Annotated in this window: 13 protein-coding genes; 8 read left to right on the top strand and 5 right to left on the bottom strand. The window is 51.1% G+C overall.

Translation table 11 applies throughout. The features are described 5' to 3' along the window. Positions 1 to 79 precede the first annotated feature (79 nt). The 3 genes from H6F86_RS22795 to H6F86_RS22785 all read right to left on the bottom strand — a co-directional run bounded on the left by H6F86_RS22795 (position 80) and on the right by H6F86_RS22785 (position 3,644). Positions 80 to 1,483: a folylpolyglutamate synthase/dihydrofolate synthase family protein gene (locus H6F86_RS22795; protein ID WP_190451541.1), complete on the bottom strand. Its 1,404-nt coding sequence runs from the start codon at positions 1,481 to 1,483 to the stop codon at positions 80 to 82. A gap of 125 nt (positions 1,484 to 1,608) precedes the next feature. Continuing rightward, positions 1,609 to 2,886, bottom strand: a complete 1,278-nt coding sequence (locus H6F86_RS22790) for a serpin family protein (RefSeq protein WP_190451539.1) — start codon at positions 2,884 to 2,886, stop codon at positions 1,609 to 1,611. 341 nt (positions 2,887 to 3,227) lie between these two features. After that, positions 3,228 to 3,644 carry a surface-adhesin E family protein gene (locus H6F86_RS22785; RefSeq protein WP_190451537.1) on the bottom strand — a complete coding sequence of 139 codons (417 nt, stop codon included), beginning with the start codon at positions 3,642 to 3,644 and terminating at the stop codon, positions 3,228 to 3,230. Positions 3,645 to 4,086: 442 nt separating this feature from the next. Between H6F86_RS22785 and yiaA the strand changes: the two genes are divergently transcribed. Next, complete coding sequence (gene yiaA, locus H6F86_RS22780) at positions 4,087 to 4,494, top strand: inner membrane protein YiaA (protein ID WP_190451535.1); 408 nt, start codon at positions 4,087 to 4,089, stop codon at positions 4,492 to 4,494. A 148-nt stretch (positions 4,495 to 4,642) separates the two neighbouring features. Further along, complete coding sequence (locus tag H6F86_RS22775) at positions 4,643 to 5,587, top strand: alpha/beta fold hydrolase (RefSeq protein WP_190451533.1); 945 nt, start codon at positions 4,643 to 4,645, stop codon at positions 5,585 to 5,587. A gap of 91 nt (positions 5,588 to 5,678) precedes the next feature. Here the strand turns inward: H6F86_RS22775 and H6F86_RS22770 are convergent, their stop codons facing one another. Further along, the gene (locus tag H6F86_RS22770; protein WP_190451532.1) at positions 5,679 to 7,007 is read right to left on the bottom strand and encodes a DNA double-strand break repair nuclease NurA; all 1,329 of its coding nucleotides are present in this window, start codon (positions 7,005 to 7,007) and stop codon (positions 5,679 to 5,681) included. A gap of 670 nt (positions 7,008 to 7,677) precedes the next feature. Between H6F86_RS22770 and pilM the strand changes: the two genes are divergently transcribed. The 5 genes from pilM to H6F86_RS22745 all read left to right on the top strand — a co-directional run bounded on the left by pilM (position 7,678) and on the right by H6F86_RS22745 (position 14,946). Continuing rightward, on the top strand, positions 7,678 to 8,793 hold the full coding sequence (pilM, locus tag H6F86_RS22765) for a type IV pilus assembly protein PilM (protein ID WP_190451530.1): 1,116 nt from the start codon (positions 7,678 to 7,680) through the stop codon (positions 8,791 to 8,793). Position 8,794: 1 nt separating this feature from the next. Then, the gene (locus tag H6F86_RS22760; RefSeq protein ID WP_190451528.1) at positions 8,795 to 9,619 is read left to right on the top strand and encodes a PilN domain-containing protein; all 825 of its coding nucleotides are present in this window, start codon (positions 8,795 to 8,797) and stop codon (positions 9,617 to 9,619) included. Then, positions 9,616 to 10,488, top strand: a complete 873-nt coding sequence (locus tag H6F86_RS22755) for a hypothetical protein (RefSeq protein WP_190451526.1) — start codon at positions 9,616 to 9,618, stop codon at positions 10,486 to 10,488. Before H6F86_RS22760 ends, H6F86_RS22755 begins: the two co-directional genes overlap by 4 nt. A 161-nt stretch (positions 10,489 to 10,649) precedes the next feature. Next, positions 10,650 to 13,109: a type IV pilus secretin family protein gene (locus H6F86_RS22750; RefSeq protein ID WP_190451524.1), complete on the top strand. Its 2,460-nt coding sequence runs from the start codon at positions 10,650 to 10,652 to the stop codon at positions 13,107 to 13,109. A 487-nt stretch (positions 13,110 to 13,596) separates the two neighbouring features. Further along, positions 13,597 to 14,946, top strand: coding sequence for a sorbosone dehydrogenase family protein (locus H6F86_RS22745; protein WP_190451522.1), 1,350 nt, complete (start codon positions 13,597 to 13,599; stop codon positions 14,944 to 14,946). A gap of 68 nt (positions 14,947 to 15,014) precedes the next feature. Here the strand turns inward: H6F86_RS22745 and H6F86_RS22740 are convergent, their stop codons facing one another. Continuing rightward, entirely contained in the window at positions 15,015 to 15,803 is a 789-nt protein-coding gene (locus H6F86_RS22740) for an SH3 domain-containing protein (RefSeq protein ID WP_190451521.1), read from the bottom strand. 473 nt (positions 15,804 to 16,276) lie between these two features. On the opposite strand from H6F86_RS22740, the gene H6F86_RS22735 reads away from it, so the two are divergent. Then, positions 16,277 to 17,647 (top strand): glycoside hydrolase 100 family protein, encoded by a 1,371-nt coding sequence (locus H6F86_RS22735; RefSeq protein WP_190451519.1) that lies wholly within the window; start codon positions 16,277 to 16,279, stop codon positions 17,645 to 17,647. The last annotated feature ends 41 nt before the right edge of the window (positions 17,648 to 17,688 follow it).

Genomic DNA, 17,688 nt, shown 5'->3' with positions numbered 1-17,688 from the left:
GTCTTCAATTACTCTCCAACTAAGAAGTCTCCCTCTTTTACAACTTCACTCTTCCACTCTTTCACCCCTTCACAAGAAACTACGGCTTCCCGATCGAAGCATCACTGTCCTGCTCCATCCCCTGCCGCTCAATTATGTGAAAGAAGTGCCCAATCAGGTAAAGTGACCCGCACAAAACGGTGAGAGGCGTGTCTGTTTGGGGCTGTGTTGTCCTCGCTCGGTCGAGCGAACTGTTGTAAGTTGCAGCTTCTAAAGCAGACAGTACATCAGTGTAGGTTTGGCACGCTGCCAAATCGGGGCAGATTTCGTGCGCTAAAGTAGCCAGTTCTTTGGGGTCGGCAGTGCTGTGGTCAGGAACGGGCACCAGGTAAAGTCGATCGCCCCCCCGCAAGAGCGCCTCAAAGACCTCGGCATGATCTTTGGTGGAGAGCATTCCCATCACCCAATGAATTGATGCGCTGCGATTCATGGCGATCGCGGGGCTATCCACAAATTGGCGCAAAACTTCAGCACTGGCGGGATTGTGAGCACCGTCGATGAGAATGCTGTGCCCCTGCCAAGTGAACCATTGCAACCGTCCCGCCCACTTCGTTTTGGCAATGCCGTTGACGATCGTTTCGTCTGAAAACTGCCATCCTTGCTGTCGAAGCATTTGCAGCGTAGCGATCGCGAGGGCTGCGTTATGGCGCTGGATATCACCCAGGAGGGGTGAGCGATACTTGAGCGTCTTGAGGATAATCACGCCCTCTGCCTCACTATCCGGCGACTCTGGCTGTATGTCGTACTCTTCGATGCCCTGATACTCTGCCCAGCCATCGCCTAAATCCTTTGCAGGCTGGGGATAAACCGTCAGACACTCTAGCTCGGCAGTGCGACGATGAACGACAGCAGCAGCTTCTGGCGGCAGTTGCCCAATCACTGCAACTCCACCCTGCTTAAGGATGCCTGCTTTTTCCCAAGCAATGTCTGCCAGCGTGGGACCCAGCCGTTGCCAGTGTTCGCGGCTAAGGGAGGTGATGACGCTGACGAGGGGTCGATCGCACACATTCGTTGCATCCAGTCGTCCGCCCAGCCCAACCTCCATCACCGCAATATCGACGTTCTGTTGCGCAAAGTAAAGCCATGCAGCGGCAGTAAAGACCTCAAACTGAGTGGGAGATGGCTCCAACGACTGAGCGGCTGCAATCACCTGCTGAAGGACGTGTTCTAGATCGCTGGTAGCGATCGGTTGTTCGTTGAGACAAATGCGTTCTTGCCATCTAATCAGATGGGGGGAGGTGTAGCGCCCCACACGATAGCCTGCTTCCGTTAACACAGCCGAGAGGTAGGCGCAAACGGAGCCTTTGCCGTTGCTCCCTGCTACATGGACGATCGGCACTTGCTTCTGAGGATTGCCAAGCGCTGCTAAAAGCGCTTGAATCGATTCAAGCCCTAACCTCACACCAAAACGGGCAAATTGTTGCAGTGTTGAGTCGATATCCAAAATCTCTGCGCTCTCTGTGTCTCTGCGGTTTCTTCAACTATCTTAGGCACCGAAGTCATACGTGAACGCAAGATCCCCGGCTTCTTCAAGAAATCGGGGATCTGAACAGCTAACTTTCAGAGCGATCATTTTGGATCGACGATCGCGCCCATAAACAACACCGTCCCAGTTTTGTTATCGCGGATGGCACAGAAGAAAGGGCGATCGACGTTCATTTGAAACGGCTGACTTGTGGGCATGGAGGTTGTGACGATGCCAATCGACGTCGCTGCTGCCGCTTCGGTGCCTTCTTCGTTTACCTCGACAAAGGTTTTGTGCTTTACCTGGTCGATTTTGGTGGACGCGCTACTTAGCTCATCAAAGGTGGCTTTGTTGGCATCAAAGGCGATCGACATTCCCAACGTAGACAGCGCTTTTTTCAATGCCACATCATATTCCAGCTTGAAGCGGGGCACTTGTACCGAGCCTGGTTGTGTACGAAAGCGCCCCATCCATTGCTGCCAGTTCTCAGCCGTCAGGGTTTTGGTGAAGCGAGACAGGTTGGATGTTTTCTTAGGCAGAAAGAGATACATACTGACGCGCTCGTTGCCGTAGGGGAGGCTCACTGCCTGAAACTGGTTCGTTTCGTAATACTTGTAGCTGCCAGTCTGCGCCATCGTGGGGTGACTTTTCGGGCGACCGTTCGACAGGTAAAAAGGCTTGTTAGCAGTTTCACTCGGGTCAAACGCTTTTGTCCAGTTGCCTTTGAAGTAGATGGCGTTAACCAAAAACATGACGTCATCGGGCTTCAGACCGTCCACAATTTGACTGATCTTGCCACGAGTGTATTCTTTCACCCAGTTGTTAATCGTTGCTGTAGACTCGGGGGCTGCAAAGTCTAGCTCTGTAATCTGTGCGCCGTAAAAGTCTCGATTGCGTTGGATAAAAGCTGGCTTGAAGGGGGTGCCCTGCCGTGCCCAGAGTGAGTTGGCTATCGTAAGCTGCACGCCACTATCAGGGCTTTCTAGCATTTTCTTTAGGTCAGCGTTGGCTCGGTTAAGCTGGCTCAAGCTCATGCCCTGAAGCTCCAGGGTTTTTGCCATTTGCTGTTGGGTCGCTCCGCTGGCACCGTTGTAGGTCATGGCAAGGGCGATCGCCACGCTCGACGGCGACACAAACACATTTTTCTTGTCGTCCTGCTTCAGCACCTCTGAAAACAGCTTGAACCCAAACTTGGTATTTGCAGTGACGAGCTTCGGATCAACGGCTGAGGGCTTTTGCATCGCTACCTGCTGCGGTGGTTGGGTCGGCTGCGGAGCAGTTGCCGAATTTACATTCGTCCCGTGCAAACACCCCATCAAGCCCAGCAGTAGGAAACTGCCGATCGTCACTACCCCTGTCCGCCGTAACTTACGATGACCCATCTTCCCACTCCTGACCAAACGCTGCATGCTGCTCTTTACCCCTCAACAATGCCACGTTCGGGATGGAAGGGCGCGATCGTTGCAGATTCGGTAACTGCAACAAAAAAAGTTGACAGCAAAATGCGCCTGGTTTCTTTGTATAAGCATCTCCAAGTAGCTTGTCAAAGCTAACTATGAATTAAGTGGCTCATAATTATTTGTAAGATGCATTGAGCGAAGTCGAAACGCCCTCAGTTCTGCGTGTCGGTGGGTTGAGCGCAGTCGAAACCCGAGCTCTCAGTAGTGCTTAATTTAGCCCTCCTACTTGTTTTTTACAAATTGGGTGTCGAGAATCTGTACAGCTAGGAGCCACAAGCTTTTTGCAAGATAGAAGCATCTATAGTATCAACTTTGACTGCTTCCCAAGCTGTAGTTTCTTTAAAGACTCTCATCGACTGATCATCAAAAAGAGCAATGAGCTGTTTCACTCTAGACTTCTTTTCTTTACAGGTATATTCCCGCGTCACAATAGTAGCAACAGTGCCATCTTCTTCCGGCTTTTGCCCGATTTCAAACGTTTTGATCTCGGAAACATTCCCTTTGCGTTTGATAGAGCTTCGATCAAGAAAAAACTTGTTGCCTGCATCACTCTCTGCGACAAAGAACCAGTCCTCAGCTTGAGCAGCAGTGGCGAGAACAACAACGGTTGCTGTTAGGAAAAGCGAACAATAAACTCTCGAAATTCTCATACTTTTCAGCTTTTTAGTAACGAACGACATACCAGAACAACTAACTCACTTAATCACCAATTTGCACCGTACCAGAAGTGCAACAGTTTAATGGCTGGATCACTAGCGGCAGGCATCGACCAACCGAAGCAGAAGCAGCTAAGCCACCTAGCACAGGCAAGAATTAGATGAAGAGGCTAGGTTTCCCTGCATTAACCTAACCGATAATATCGGCGATCGCGATGTTTTGCTTTTATTTGATCAAAGCCCTAGTTTGGATGGGTATATTGACATCAGATAGTTTTGTCCAGGACTAGAGAATAATTGCCACTTTTAGGAGTTCTGCCAGAGAAAGCCCTCCCAATCAAGCTTTTTCTCTGTCTTTTACAAAAGCGCTCCACATGGCAGCGTAGATAGTTGAATATTTTTTGTACTAGTCTGACTCTCACTCACTCTCTGACTCTCACTTACTCATACAATAGGAGCATTCTGCATGAACACAAAACCTACACCCGCATTCGTCGCGGCATCATATTTCGCTCTAGCAGTGGGGATGGTTGCCTTCCTCATGGGGCTTTGGAATTCTTCAATGCTTTTGGATGAAAGGGGGTTGTACTTTACGCTTTTAATGTACGCCCTCTTTTCTGCAGTCTCGCTACAAAAGAGTGTTCGCGATCGCAGTGAAGGCATTCCAGTTACCAGTTTTTACTACGGGATTTGTTGGTGCTCCATCATTCTCTGTGTCGGTTTACTCTCTGTTAGTTTATGGAATGCCAGTTGGGCATTGAGCGAAAAGGGCTTTTATGGCATGGCTTTTCTGCTCAGCTTGTTTGCAGCAATTGCCGTTCAGAAGAATACCCGAGACCTAAGCACAACTTTGGATAGGCTAAAGAGCCGCTAGCCAAACAGGACTACCGTAAGCAGCGAAAAAAGCGCGATCACCTCTCATCGTCGATCGTGTTGAGTATAGTTAAATCCTTGCCCTTATTGTCGATCGTGCTCAGCCACTAGAATGAAGAGAGGCTTTGTAAACGGTTGTGAACTGACGCATGACATCTCTGCATTGGCGACATCGGGTAGGCAATCAGCGCGATTGGGTTTGGCGCGGCTGGCAGACTCGCTACACCTACCTTCGAGCCGCGAAACCGGGGAGTACAACGCCGCTCATTTTGCTGCATGGGTTTGGCGCGTCGATCGGGCATTGGCGCAACAACCTGGATGCATTGGCAGAGCATCACACCGTTTATGCACTGGATATGTTGGGTTTTGGCGCCTCTGAGAAAGCCTGTGCATCCTATAAAACCGATCTGTGGGTCGAGCAGGTTTACGACTTTTGGCAAACTTTTATCCAAACTCCTGTAGTGCTGGTGGGAAACTCGATCGGCTCGCTGATCTGTATGGCTGCTGCTGCTGCTCATCCCGATATGGTTGCAGGCGTGGTGATGATCAGCCTGCCCGATCTGTCGATGGAAGAAGAAGCACTGCCGAAACCATTGCGTCCTTTGGTTGCCAGTGTCAAACGCTTGATCCTTTCGCCACTTTTGCTTAGAGCGTTGTTCCCCCTAGTGCGACGACCAAAGTTTGTGCGTACTTGGGCATCGATCGCCTACGCTCAGCCAACCGCCATCACTGACGAACTGATCGACATCCTTGCAGGACCGCCCCAAGACCGGGGTTCGGCTCAAGCCTTTGCCGCCATTTTTAGAGCCGTTACCGATGCGCGCTATAGTCCTCACATTAGAACCGTCTTACCGACGCTGACAGTGCCAATGCTGTTGCTCTGGGGACAGCAAGACCGCATGATTCCCAAACAGTTTGCCCGTCCAAGTCAGTACGGTGAGTACAATCCCAACCTCAAACTGATTGAACTTGAGAATGCGGGACATTGCCCCCACGATGAATGTCCAGAGCAGGTGAACGAAGCGATTTTAGACTGGCTGGTTTCGTGGAAACTTGAGAGGGGTGAGGAGAGAATAGCAAAGGTAGAAGAGTAGAGCGAGAGCAGAGAGGATAGCTGATAACGCCCTGGCAAGAAGGTGTGAAGCCTACCTAGAACTTCCCCTGCCTCCTCTGCTCCTCATCCTCCTACGCAATGCTGCCGCGTTTTCTGGCTTCCTTGTAGGAGGTGCCAACGTTTTTCAAGCCAGCGCGAATCATTTGTTGTTCTAGAAGGGCAAAGAAACGGCTGCGATCGCCCCCCCTTACAACTGCCTGATTGTGTGCCTCTGCCAATGCCACTGGATAGCCATACCCTTTCTGCACCTGTGCCAACGTTAGACTAAGCGCTGTATCTAGCAAATTAGCATCTTCTGCAACCCAGGCAGGGAACTCAATGCGGGCGATCTCTGTACCGACATGGACATAGCAGAAGTAGATGTGATGGTTTCCGTAAAGCTCTAGAATGCGGGCAGAACTCCGCCAGAGAGGGCTGCGCTGTCCAGGTTTTAGCTCCATTGCCCACAGGGCTGCATCCTTCAGTGGCTCTAATACCTGACAGGGCGCATGAGCCAGTGGAAAGCCTTCACGATCGCCCAACCCACTACAGTGCGTGGGGCAATCAGGCGTATCGTAGGGGCAGGCTTGCAACCGCAGAAAGTTGAGCGCTTCCCCACTCCGCGAGGCGCTGATGTAGCCAACGAGTGGAATCCCCAGAGTGCGAAGTTTCTCCCAGGCATCCAGAATAGACGGCAAGATGCGATCGCGTGCCTCCCCTGGCAACGAGTCGAGAAACCAGTAAATGAGAGAGCCATCGACCATTGCGAGGGAGTCGGGAGTCGGGAGTTGAGAGGTTTTGAGTTTTGAGTTTTGAAATGTTTTTGCCTCCGTGTCTCCACATTTCCACGTTTCCGTATCCTCTCTTGCCTCCCCTGCTGCTTCTGCCTCCTGCCTTCTGCCTTCTGCCTCCTGGCTTCTAATCTCTTCTCCTAACTCCGCCAGCACGATCGCCTCCGACACTGTGCGCCGATAACCCATCCATTCTTCGGTGCGGATGCCCCACTGGCGTGAGACGTAAAGATCTTCAGGACGGTAAAACACTTCGGGCAAGCTATCGAGCAGGGGAAGACGGTTTTGACCGTAATGCAGCACAATCCGCCCAACGTTGATGAGGTAGCAATAGGCAATTTCGTGGTGGCTGGGGGCGATTTGAGACCCATCAGTTGCCAAAACAGTGTGAGCCGCCGGTGGAACAGGAATACTGCCGCGCAGGTTGAGCGACTCGACTGGTGCGGCAGCAGTAAAGCTAAGGCGATCGCGCCAGGTCTGTTGCTGCTCAACTAATACATCCTGGTGGCGATGTGCCAGTCCTAACAGCGTTTGCGCTCGTTCTAGCCGCTGTTTAGTTGCCGTTGCTTCAAGCGTTAGCTGCTGACTGATGCCCTGCATTTGTTGGGCAAGCTTTGTGAGGTCAAGCATAGGAGGAAGGCGTAGGGGGGCGTAGAGAATGGGCTTTGACGTGAGCTTTCGACCTGCGCTCAAGCCGAAGGGCGCTCAACCGAACGGGCGTTTGGAGAAGTTTTGAGTTGTAAGTGAGGTGTCGCTTATTTTCGCTTTGTGGCGGAGTGAGAGGAGTCGGCAACAGGTCGAAGAGTGTTCTGCATTACCTCCTCTGCCTTCCCTGCTCCCTTCTAGCTGCTGGTTGCTCACTCCTTGCGCCTCGCTCCGCTTCTTTCTTTACCTATTTTCCAAAATTTTTTGATCAACTCTCCAAAATATGTGTAACATCGCTGGTGAGTAAGAGCGCTAGAGAGGGAAAGTCTTTTTTCTGCCGATCGCACCCTTCATTATTGTAGTAAGGGCAATGTATGATTGCTTTCAAACGTAGGGTCAAGACTGCGATTGATGGCTTTAATGATGGTTGCTTAAGACAAAAAGGTTTTTGCTTTCAAGCCTCCTTACCCAGCGCAGACTTCGGATCGTTTTTCTTTGTTGAAAAGCTGCTAAATTGGTGAATCTTTTTAAGGTTTATCTCTTTATTTCTAAAGTGGTCGATCTGAACTAGATTGGGTATCATACCTAACACTAGATTCTGCTTGATTCGTTTTTATAAACTCGCCTTTAACTGTTTAAGTGAGTAGACAGCATTGTGGTTAACTCTCTGAGAAATCTGCTTCCTGGAAAGCCTAAGGGCATTGGTATTGAGCTGTCTCCCGATCGGATTAGCGTGGCTCAGCTACGCAAGCAAGGTCAGACGTTTAAACTAGAGGCTTTGGCAACGGTTCCTATGCCAGAGGGACTGTTTCAAGAAGGTCAAATTGTTGATGCTGCGGGCATGGCTGAACTTATTCAGTCAACGCTTGCAGAAAATAAACTCAAAATTAAACGGGTTGCTACAGCAGTGCCAGGGGGGCGCGATACTGTTACCCGCATTATTCCAATTCCAGCAGAGCTGAATGATCAGGAACTGCGAGAAATGGTTCTTAATCAAGAAGCAGGGCTTTATTTACCCTTTCCACGTGAAGAAGCAGACGTTGACTATCAAAAACTAGGGCTGTTTGTTGACGAAGACGGCATTGAAAAATTTCAGGTTTTGCTGGTAGCGACTCGCAAAGAAATTACAGATTCTTATGTTCGCACCTTTCAGCAGGCTGGCTTGCAGATTGATGTGCTGGAAATCAGCAGCTTTTCACTAATTCGCACCATTCGTGAGCAGCTACGGCAGTTTTCACCCCAAGAAGCAGTAGCGATTGTAGATATTGAGTTTGAGAGCACCGAAATCTCGATCGCGGTGGATGGCGTACCTCAGTTTTCTCGTACCGTACCGATCGGCACTTACCAAATTCAAAGCGCTTTGTCGCGGGCTATGAACCTGCCTCCGTCGAGAAGTACTGAGTTACTCCAGAGCATGACTATTCCCGTGAACCCGGCGGATGGGATGGGTAATCCTGGCAAGATGGGAGGCGGTAATCCAGGTGCAGCCGCTATGCTGCGGATTATTGGTGAACTGGCAGATGAGTTGCGGCGATCGATCGACTTCTACTTGAATCAGGGCGATAACCTGGAAGTAGCCCAATTGCTGCTAGCTGGACCTGGTGGCTCGATCGGTCAGCTCGACGAATTTTTCACGCAACGATTAAGTTTGCCAAGTAGTCAAATTGATCCGATTGCCGCGCTGGGTTTAGAAGTCGCTCAAGATGTACCTCTAGCCCAACGTCCAGGGCTAGGAGTAGTACTGGGCTTAGGTTTACGGGAGGCTAAGTAGAATGTACAGTCTAGACATTAACTTTCTCAACGATCGACCGGAGTATAAACCGGAAGGCGCACGTCAGAAAACAAAGGCAGTCTCAACCGATAGTAAGCGACCGATCTTTGTTGGTGCGGCGGTAGCGGTCGCTCTGCTAGCAGCAGTCGGTGGCTCTCTGCTCTTCTTGCAGGCGCAAAACGCAACCCTTGAGCAACGGCAGTCTGAGTTAGCCAGCCAGATTGGCGACTTAGAGGCTAAACAAAAGCAGATCGCTGCCATTAACGCCCAAACGCAAGAAATCAAAGCTGAAACGGCTGCGCTGGCAGGTGTGTTTAATCTGGTCAAGCCTTGGTCTGCTATGACGCAGGAGATGCGCGATCGTATTCCTCCTGGTGTACAGCTTTTAAGTATTACCCAATCAGTACCCACGGCTTCAGCAACGCCCCAGGCAGCACCAAGCCCAGGCGCTGCCCCCGCAGTTGTCGGTCCTCCTGGGTCAGTGCTTCAGATAGCGGGGATTGCTAATTCATTCAATGATGTCAACGACTTTTTGCTGGTGCTGCAAAAATCAAACTTTTTGAAAGCCGAGAATACAAAACTTGTGAAAGCGGAGTTGCAGAGAGAGGCTACCAGAGTTGAACCAGTCAGGCTGCAAAACTCTCAACAGCAGCAATTGCGAGCCGAACAACTGCCGCTGTTGCCCAGACAAGTGGCATTTCAGATTGAAACAGCCTTAAGCGACGTACCCGCCTCTGATTTATTGCGCGAGCTTGACCGTAAGGGTGCAGTTGGTTTAGTGACCCGTATTGAGAATTTGCAACGTAAGGGAGTGATTAAACCATGACCGCTGGCGGTGATTTTATCCCCAACGATCCAAATCTTGATACTGAACCCAGTTATCCAGTTATTTTTGGCATCGCGCTAACACCCGTTATCATCGGCACGTTGCTGGCAGTCGGTGGTCTTGCACTGGCAGCTTATCTGTTCTTGAATTTTGTGCAGCCCGCACTGGCACAATACAACACCTTGAAACAGAAGGTGCAGGATCAAGAAGCGCAAGTACAGCAGGCAGCCGCGATCGCCAAGCAAGATGCTGAAGCAAGAGCTAACCTCGAAGCTGCTAAAAAACAGGGTGCTGATGTTTTAACGCTGTTCTCTAATGAAGCCACCCTCAACACACTGCTACTTGACTTAAACCGTCAAATTGAAACGCGCAACGCTGGTGTAGCCAGGTTAGAGCGCGATCGGTTAGCAGCTTGTCCGGCATGGGTGCGTAACAACGTTGATGAATTGCGGAAGAGTGGTGTAGAAGTGGCACGGAAAGCTTCATTGAGAGAATTTACACCTAATGCAAAAGCGTCAGGGGTCATTACTGATGGTGCTTATGGTTCACTTGTAAACAACAAGCTCAAGCGCCAGGTTGCTAATGTCGTCTTTGAAGGCAATGTTAACCAAACGCAAGCCATTTTCCGCAATATTGAGCGGTTACAGCCGTTTCTTGTCTTCAAAGACGTGAAGATTGTCGTGGGTGACGGGACGCAAGCCCCTACCACTGTGAATCGACTGTTTGAGGTTCGGGGTAACACAGTACAATTTTTGCCAAACTGTCAGCCTGAACCGAAGTTGACCACAACCTTCACACTAGAAGCCCTGTCGCCCTTAACAGCGGCAGAAAAACCAAAAGCTGCGCCTGCGCCTGCCCCTTCGCCGTAGCGTGATGAACGTCATAGCCTGACAAAAGTTATAGTCTGATGAAAAAAGTGTAATAAGGCAGCACGTTACCAAGTTGATTTCGTGACAGTTCATTTTTAGTATCAACAGCCCAAGCCCAGCATCTGTGCAAGCAATCTAACGATTTGAGTGAGGAAGGAACCGTGAAACAGTCTCTAGGATTTAATAGCATTGCGCTGGGTGGGGCAGCCGCACTGATAGCCATTCAACCCGCACTAGCCGCACCGGTACAAGTAACAGGTGTGCAGCTTAATCGAACGGCATCGGGTGTTAATGTGACGCTGCAAACTCAGTCCGGTAGTCGTCCTCAGGTTTTTGCAGTGAATCGTGGCAATAGCTGGACGGCAGATTTGCCAAGTAGTCAGCTCCGTCTAACAAGCGGCAAGAATTTTCGTCAGGATAACCCAGCTCCAGGCATTGCGTCTGTAACCGTTGCGCCTTTAAGTGCCACCAGTGTCCGCGTTACTGTTGTTGGCAAGTCAGGTGCGCCGGTAGGACAGGTAGTGCGACCCGACAAGGGTGGTGTCTTATTAAGTGTAAGTCCGTTTGGTACGCAGCAAGCGGCAGCGCCTACACCGATCGCGGCAGGGGCAGGGGCAGCAGCAGCGTCTGCTCGCTCGTACTCAGTAATCGCGCAGCCACCAGCGTCTGCGGCTGGTCTAGCGCCTACAACAGCCCCGATCGCTGTCCCCTTACCAGAAAAACCAGTAGCATTGGCTCCAGCGCCCACTAATCGTGTGCCTGTAAGCTCGCGAACTGTGATTAGTCAGGCACCTGTTACTCCAACACCTGTTGCCCCCGCGCCTATTACTCCAGCACCTGTCACCCCCGCGCCTGTCACTCCAGCACCTGTTGCCCCCGCGCCCGTTCCGGCAAGCCCCACAGCCGTTCCTACCAACCGAACGGCTCCGCTGTTGCCCAATCCAGAGATTCAAGTTCGGGATGCGTCTGGGGCATTGGTACCTCCTGGTGTGGTAGGCGTTGCCCCACGTGCAGTACCGCCGCCAGCAGGGGATATTGCGACTGCTCAGGTTGATGCGTCTGGGACAACGATCGATTTAGGGTCCGCGGAACGAGTCCCCCGTCTTGTCTTGCGAGATGCTCCCGCGCGAGAAGTGCTGGGGTTATTGGCACGGGCAGCAGGGCTGAACCTTGCCTTCGTGGGTGATTTGTTAACTCAGGGGCAGCCAGGACAGCCAGCACCCGCAGCAGCCGGACAGGCAGGTGCAACCGCCGCTAGCGAAGGACCGAGAATAACGCTAGATGTTGAAAATGAGCCAGTGCAAAACGTGTTTAACTACGTGTTGCAAATTACGGGCTTAGAGGCAAATCGCGTTGGACGGACGGTTTTTGTTGGACCGAAGCTGCCAAATACGGCGCGTAATCTTGTTGTACGGAGTGTGCGCCTCAACCAGGCATCTATTACAACTGCAATCAATTTTCTGGTAACGTTGGGTGCTGAAAGTGCGGTTAGCCGCGATCGTCTGGTGACCAACGCGGTAGCAACACCCGTTGGCACCCTGGCAGGCGGTGCTGGTGGTTCGGCAATCACACAGACGCAGACTGCCACCGAGTCTCGTATTGAGAACCAACGGGTGGAGTATCAAGATTCCACACCACTGCTGCGCGGCTTGCAAATTTCTGGCGATGAGCGGACGAACCAGGTCACGCTAGTCGGTGAACCGAAAAAAGTTGGTATAGCGATCGCCCAACTCGCTCAACTCGATATCCGTCGTCGTCAGGTCACAGTCAACGTTCGCGTTGTGGATGTTGATCTACTCAGCAGCGACCAGTTCTCTGCCAATTCGTCCTTCGGTATTATTGATAACACGCGTGCAGTACTGGATGCTGGCACCGCTGTCGTTAACTTTGGTCGGACTGCGCCTGCCGATACGGGACTTGGCAGCGGTTTAAATACGCTCGGCTCAGCAGTCGGTGCTGGTCTTGGCGGTCCCTTTAACTTCGCACGCAACTTCCTTCTCCAGCTACAGGCATCAATCTCCAGCGGCAATGCCAAAATCCTGACTGACCCCACACTCCTGGTACAAGAAGGGCAAACAGCAACGGTCAACGTAACCCAGGAGGTAATTACAAATATTACCCAACAAACGACCGCCTCTGAAAACTCGACTCAAACCACAATTACCGTTGAAAAAGGTCGTGCAGGCTTAATCTTGCCCATCAAGGTTGATCGGATTGATGACAATGGCTTTGTTTCTCTCTCCATTGCACCGTCGGTCTCGCGGATTGGTGACGTTAGAAACGTCAACCTCCAGGGCAGCGTCAACGCCATCAACCTGTTGAACGAGCGTCGCTTAGAATCTGGGCAGGTGCGTCTACGCGATGGGCAAACCTTACTGTTAACGGGCATTATTCAGGATGAAGACCGAGCCGATGTTACCAAAGTGCCAATTTTAGGCGACATTCCTATCCTCGGTGCCCTTTTCCGTCGGACAAACCGGACAAACCAGCGCCGGGAGGTTATTGTCATCGTTACGCCGCGTGTTCTGGATGATAGCCAGCAAGCGACCTTTGGCTACGGCTATTCACCCGGTCCAACCGTGCGTCAAGTGTTGGATGGCAATAATGGTAATAGGCAGTAAAGCGCTACTAGCCTTCCGCTAGCACCGCTTTGTTAAGACGGAGTGCAGGAGTTTCTCTTGCACTCCGTTCGTTTGATGTCGCTTCAAGTGGATCAGTCATCGCCTTCTTGTAAAGGGAGCAAGCGATGTAACGTGATTCCCACAACAGATGTATAGCAGTCGAAGAGAACGTAGGACAGACATAAACCTTAAAAACTCTTTTGAGCCAGGGCTTCGTTTCATCCCACCGCAGAGCGGAAGCAAGCTACAGCCCTCGTCCCTCATCCTTTTGCTATAGGGGCTAGTAAGGTCACTTGTTCAAAAGACAACGGCTATCTTTGTGCAGGCTTAATTTGTATCATTACCTTCGCGCTGACATTGCCTTCTTTAATTCACTACGGCTTTAGCTTAGTTCGCTCCAGGCGTTCTGGTGGCTACCTCACGGTGCTGTGCCAAAGGGGAAAAACATTCGCTAGCGTGGTAGGTAGTTGTTGTCTTTCAACCTGCCATGTATCGTTTGTCTTTTTTAGCAGTCTTAGGTCTTGCCCTGGTTGCTTGCCGTACTGCTGATACCTCGCGCGCTGCACCAACGGCTGACCCTGCGGCATCTGCTAAGGCATCTGGGTCACTTAGCCAGACACAAGCAGCACCAACGCCAGCCGCAAAGTTAGTTAAGACAGAGGCTTTGTCGCCACAACCCATCAAAATTCTCCCTGATAGCTTGCCGCAATCCTACGCTAGCAGCAGTGCATCTAAATCGCCCAACGTCATTCCTATTCCGTCAACACCAACGCTAAAAGTTCCGGCTGGTTTTGTGGTTAGCGTTTTTGCGGAAGGTTTAGACCGTCCTCGTTGGCTGGCGCTAACGCCTACGGGTGACGTTCTGGTGACAGAAACGCGTCAAAACCGCATCCAGCTTTTGCGCGATGCTAATCAAGATGGCGTAGCCGAGGTGCAGAAAACCTTTGCTGGCTCACAAAACGGCTTGAATATTCCCTTTGGAATGTCATTTAGCAACGATGCCTTTTTCTTAGGAAACACTGCCTCTGTGCTGCGCTTTCCTTATACCAAAGGACAAGAGCAGCTTAGTGGGACCGGTACAAAAATTACTGACTTACCAGGAGGTGGCTATAACCAACACTGGACGCGGAATGTTATCGTTTCGCCCGATCGCACAAAGCTCTATGTCTCGATCGGCTCTCAGTCGAATGCAGATGAAGAACCTTCACCACGAGCTTCCGTGCAGGTCATGAATTTGGATGGTTCCGATCGCCAAACGTTTGCCTCTGGTCTGCGGAACCCTGTTGGGCTAGCGTTTCATCCCACAACACGCGAACTCTATACCACTGTGAATGAGCGCGATGGACTGGGCGATGACCTAGTGCCTGACTACTTCACCCGTATTCAGGCAGGGCAGTTTTACGGCTGGCCCTATGCTTACATTACGCCCGATCTCCTCGATCCAAATCATGTCCAAAATGGGCGTAGCGTTCGTCCTGACCTAGCCGCTCAAACTCGTACTCCAGATGTACTGTTTCAAGCGCACTCCGCCGCTTTGGGCGTACAGTTTTACAACGGTCAAACCTTTCCAGCCAGATACCGCAACGGAGCTTTTGTTGCCTTTCGGGGTTCCTGGAATCGCGATCGAGGCACTGGCTACAAAATTGCCTTTGTACCTTTTAATGCCCAAGGACGACCACAAGGTTATTACGAAGACTTCTTGACTGGCTTTCTAGTCAATCCCACGGGTCCCGATACCTGGGGTAGACCTGTGGGATTGTTAACCCTCCCCGATGGAAGTTTGTTGGTCACTGAAGAAGCGAATGGACGGATTTATCGGATTCAGTATCGGGGGTGAGGGATGAGGGATAAAGTTTCTTTTGCTCCTTTTGCTCCCTCTGCTTCTTGCTCCTGCTATCGTCCCCATCACTTCACTTCCATTGAGAAGGCATAGCGATAACCCTTAAAGTTGGACTCTAGCTCGATCGCGTAGTCGCCAGTCTGTGTAAGGGGTCCGCTCCAGGTCGATCGCCTGTCGTCTTTCTCATGTCCTAATAGCACGGTGCCATCAGGGGCAGTAATCATCGGAAACGGTCCACGATCGCGGTTAATGGTCAGTGTTTGACCCTGCTCAACGGGGAAAACGTAGCGATGGCTGCCTGTACCGACGAAGCGATCTGCCACTTGCACGGGGTCGTTGGCATCACTCAGGCTAATACGCTCTACTTTTTCGTTGCAGCTATTCGTTGTCTGCCGCTTAGAAATCCAGCCTTTCAGTGGTGTTTTGATTTGGAGCCAGCCGTTTTGGTCAGATGCGATCGTTACTAGCGTCCCGTTCTTCAGTTGACCAACCACATTATCGCCCTCGGTTGTAGGTGCTGAACGAACGTTTAGCGGCGGTTCAGGGTCATTAACCAACGCCATTTTGACTACGCAAGACTCAATGGTGCGGTTGGCAGCACTTGCCCGGTTGTCAGTAGCCGTCTGATTTGCTGGCTCGGTTGTTTGCTTCTGTATCGTTGTTTTTGGAGTCGAAGCAGGGGAAGGACTGGGAGAAAGGCTGGGAGAGGGGCTAGCTGGTGCGGTCAGCGGAGACGCACTGATTGGCTCTGGTGGCTCTGTTACCGAAGATTGAGAACAGGCAACCGTTAGTCCGGCAAGTGCTGCTAACGAGATGGCACCTGCTACAGCCAGCACAGAAGCATTAGGTTTCATAGAAGAGGGTTCCTGGAAGATGTATCTAGAGAGTGGCTACACAGCGCCTGAAGATGGCGACGGACGAAGCCTAGTAGTCTGTGCAGCTTTTTGAAGTGCAACATCATGAGGGGCAATGTGTTTGATCTGTCTGGCAACAGATAGCAAGAGCAAGGCTTAATGACAATCAACAGACCCCGTTGTAAAGACAGCTAGCTCCTCGTCCTTTAGGATAGATTGCCTTTAACTGAGCCTAGTTATAAGACATTTCACTTACCGTTTTGAAAGAACAAATCGGCATGAAATCTGCCATATCTTACCAATAACCTAAACGTTACAAGGTGTCTGTGTAGCTATCGTTCTACTGCATCAAGCAATACTGACGTGCCGTCTAGGGGACTGTCACAATTTTGGCTAGGATTGCAACATAATCGGCAGCGATCGCCCTTCATGCCATCTATATTGATCTTAGTTGTTGTCAGAGGGATCAAGGCTTGAGTGAACCATCGATCGTTGAACAAGCGTGGGAAGCCCTTGAAAAATCGATCATTTACTACGAGGGGCAACCGATCGGCACGATCGCAGCCAGTGACCCTGAAGTAGCATCGCTGAACTACGACCAGTGCTTTATCCGCGACTTTATTTCATCGGGGCTGCTGTTTCTGATCAAAGGCAAGCCCGCCATTGTGCGCAATTTTTTGGAAGCGACCCTCAAGCTGCAGCCTAAAACTGGGCAGCTTGATTGCTCTAAGCCTAGTCGTGGGTTGATGCCTGCTAGCTTCAAGATTGTGATGGTTGACGGGCAAGAATATATCAAGGCAGACTTTGGCAATCACGCGATCGGTCGAGTGGCTCCCGCCGATGCCTGTTTATGGTGGATTATTCTCTTGCGTGCGTACCTCATTGCAACGCAAGACTTTGAGCTAGTGCAACGGGCTGATTTTCAAGAAGGCATTCGCGTCAGCCTCGAACTCTGTCTGGTCACACGCTTCGATATGTATCCGATGGTATTGGTGCCGGATGGAGCCAGCATGATCGATCGACGGATGGGGCTTTACGGGCATCCGCTCGATATTCAGTCTCTGTTTTATACCGCGCTGCGAGCCAGTCTCGAGCTACTGGTGCCCAATACAGACAATCAAATTATGATTCAGGCAGTGTGTAGTCGTCTACCGCTCCTGCTGCGACAGCTACGCGAGGATTACTGGCTTGACCCAGACCGCTTGAACGTCATTTACCGCTACCAGGTTGAAGAATATGGTGAAGAAGCGCTCAACCAGTTCAATATTTACTCCGACTCAATCCCGTTTTATCGACTGGCAAAATGGGTGCCCGAAGCAGGGGGCTATCTAGCGGGCAATTTAGGTCCTTCGCAGCTAGACTGTCGCTTCTTTGCGCTGGGTAACTTGATGGCGATTATCGGGTCGCTTACGACAGAGTTACAATCCCATAAAATTTTGAATCTGATTGAGCTGCGCTGGAGCGACTTGATCAGCTATATGCCCATGAAGCTTTGCTATCCGGCGCTGGAAGACGTTGACTGGCGCACGATTACTGGCGCTGATCCCAAAAATCGTCCCTGGTCTTACCACAATGGAGGAAGCTGGCCGGTTTTGCTGTGGATGCTGGTGGCAGCGGCAAAAAAAATGAACCGTGGTGAACTGGCGCACCACGCGATCGCCATTGCCGAACGCCGACTAGTACAAGATCAATGGCCTGAATACTACGATGGTCCCGATGGTCGTTTAATTGGCAAAGAAGCACGGCGCTACCAGACCTGGACGATTACTGGGTATTTACTCGCCAAAGAAATCCTTGCAAATCCTGATCACCTCAAACTTATGACCTTTGATTTCAATGGATAACGCTACTTCGCTCTACTGAGCCACGTTTTCCTGCCAACCTT

The sequence above is a fragment of the Phormidium sp. FACHB-592 genome, assembly GCF_014695795.1.
In the GTDB taxonomy this organism is placed as follows: Bacteria; Cyanobacteriota; Cyanobacteriia; order Leptolyngbyales; family Leptolyngbyaceae; genus Stenomitos.
The sequence above is the reverse complement of the archived record's forward strand: the minus strand, read 5'-3'. Positions and strand labels throughout refer to the sequence as shown.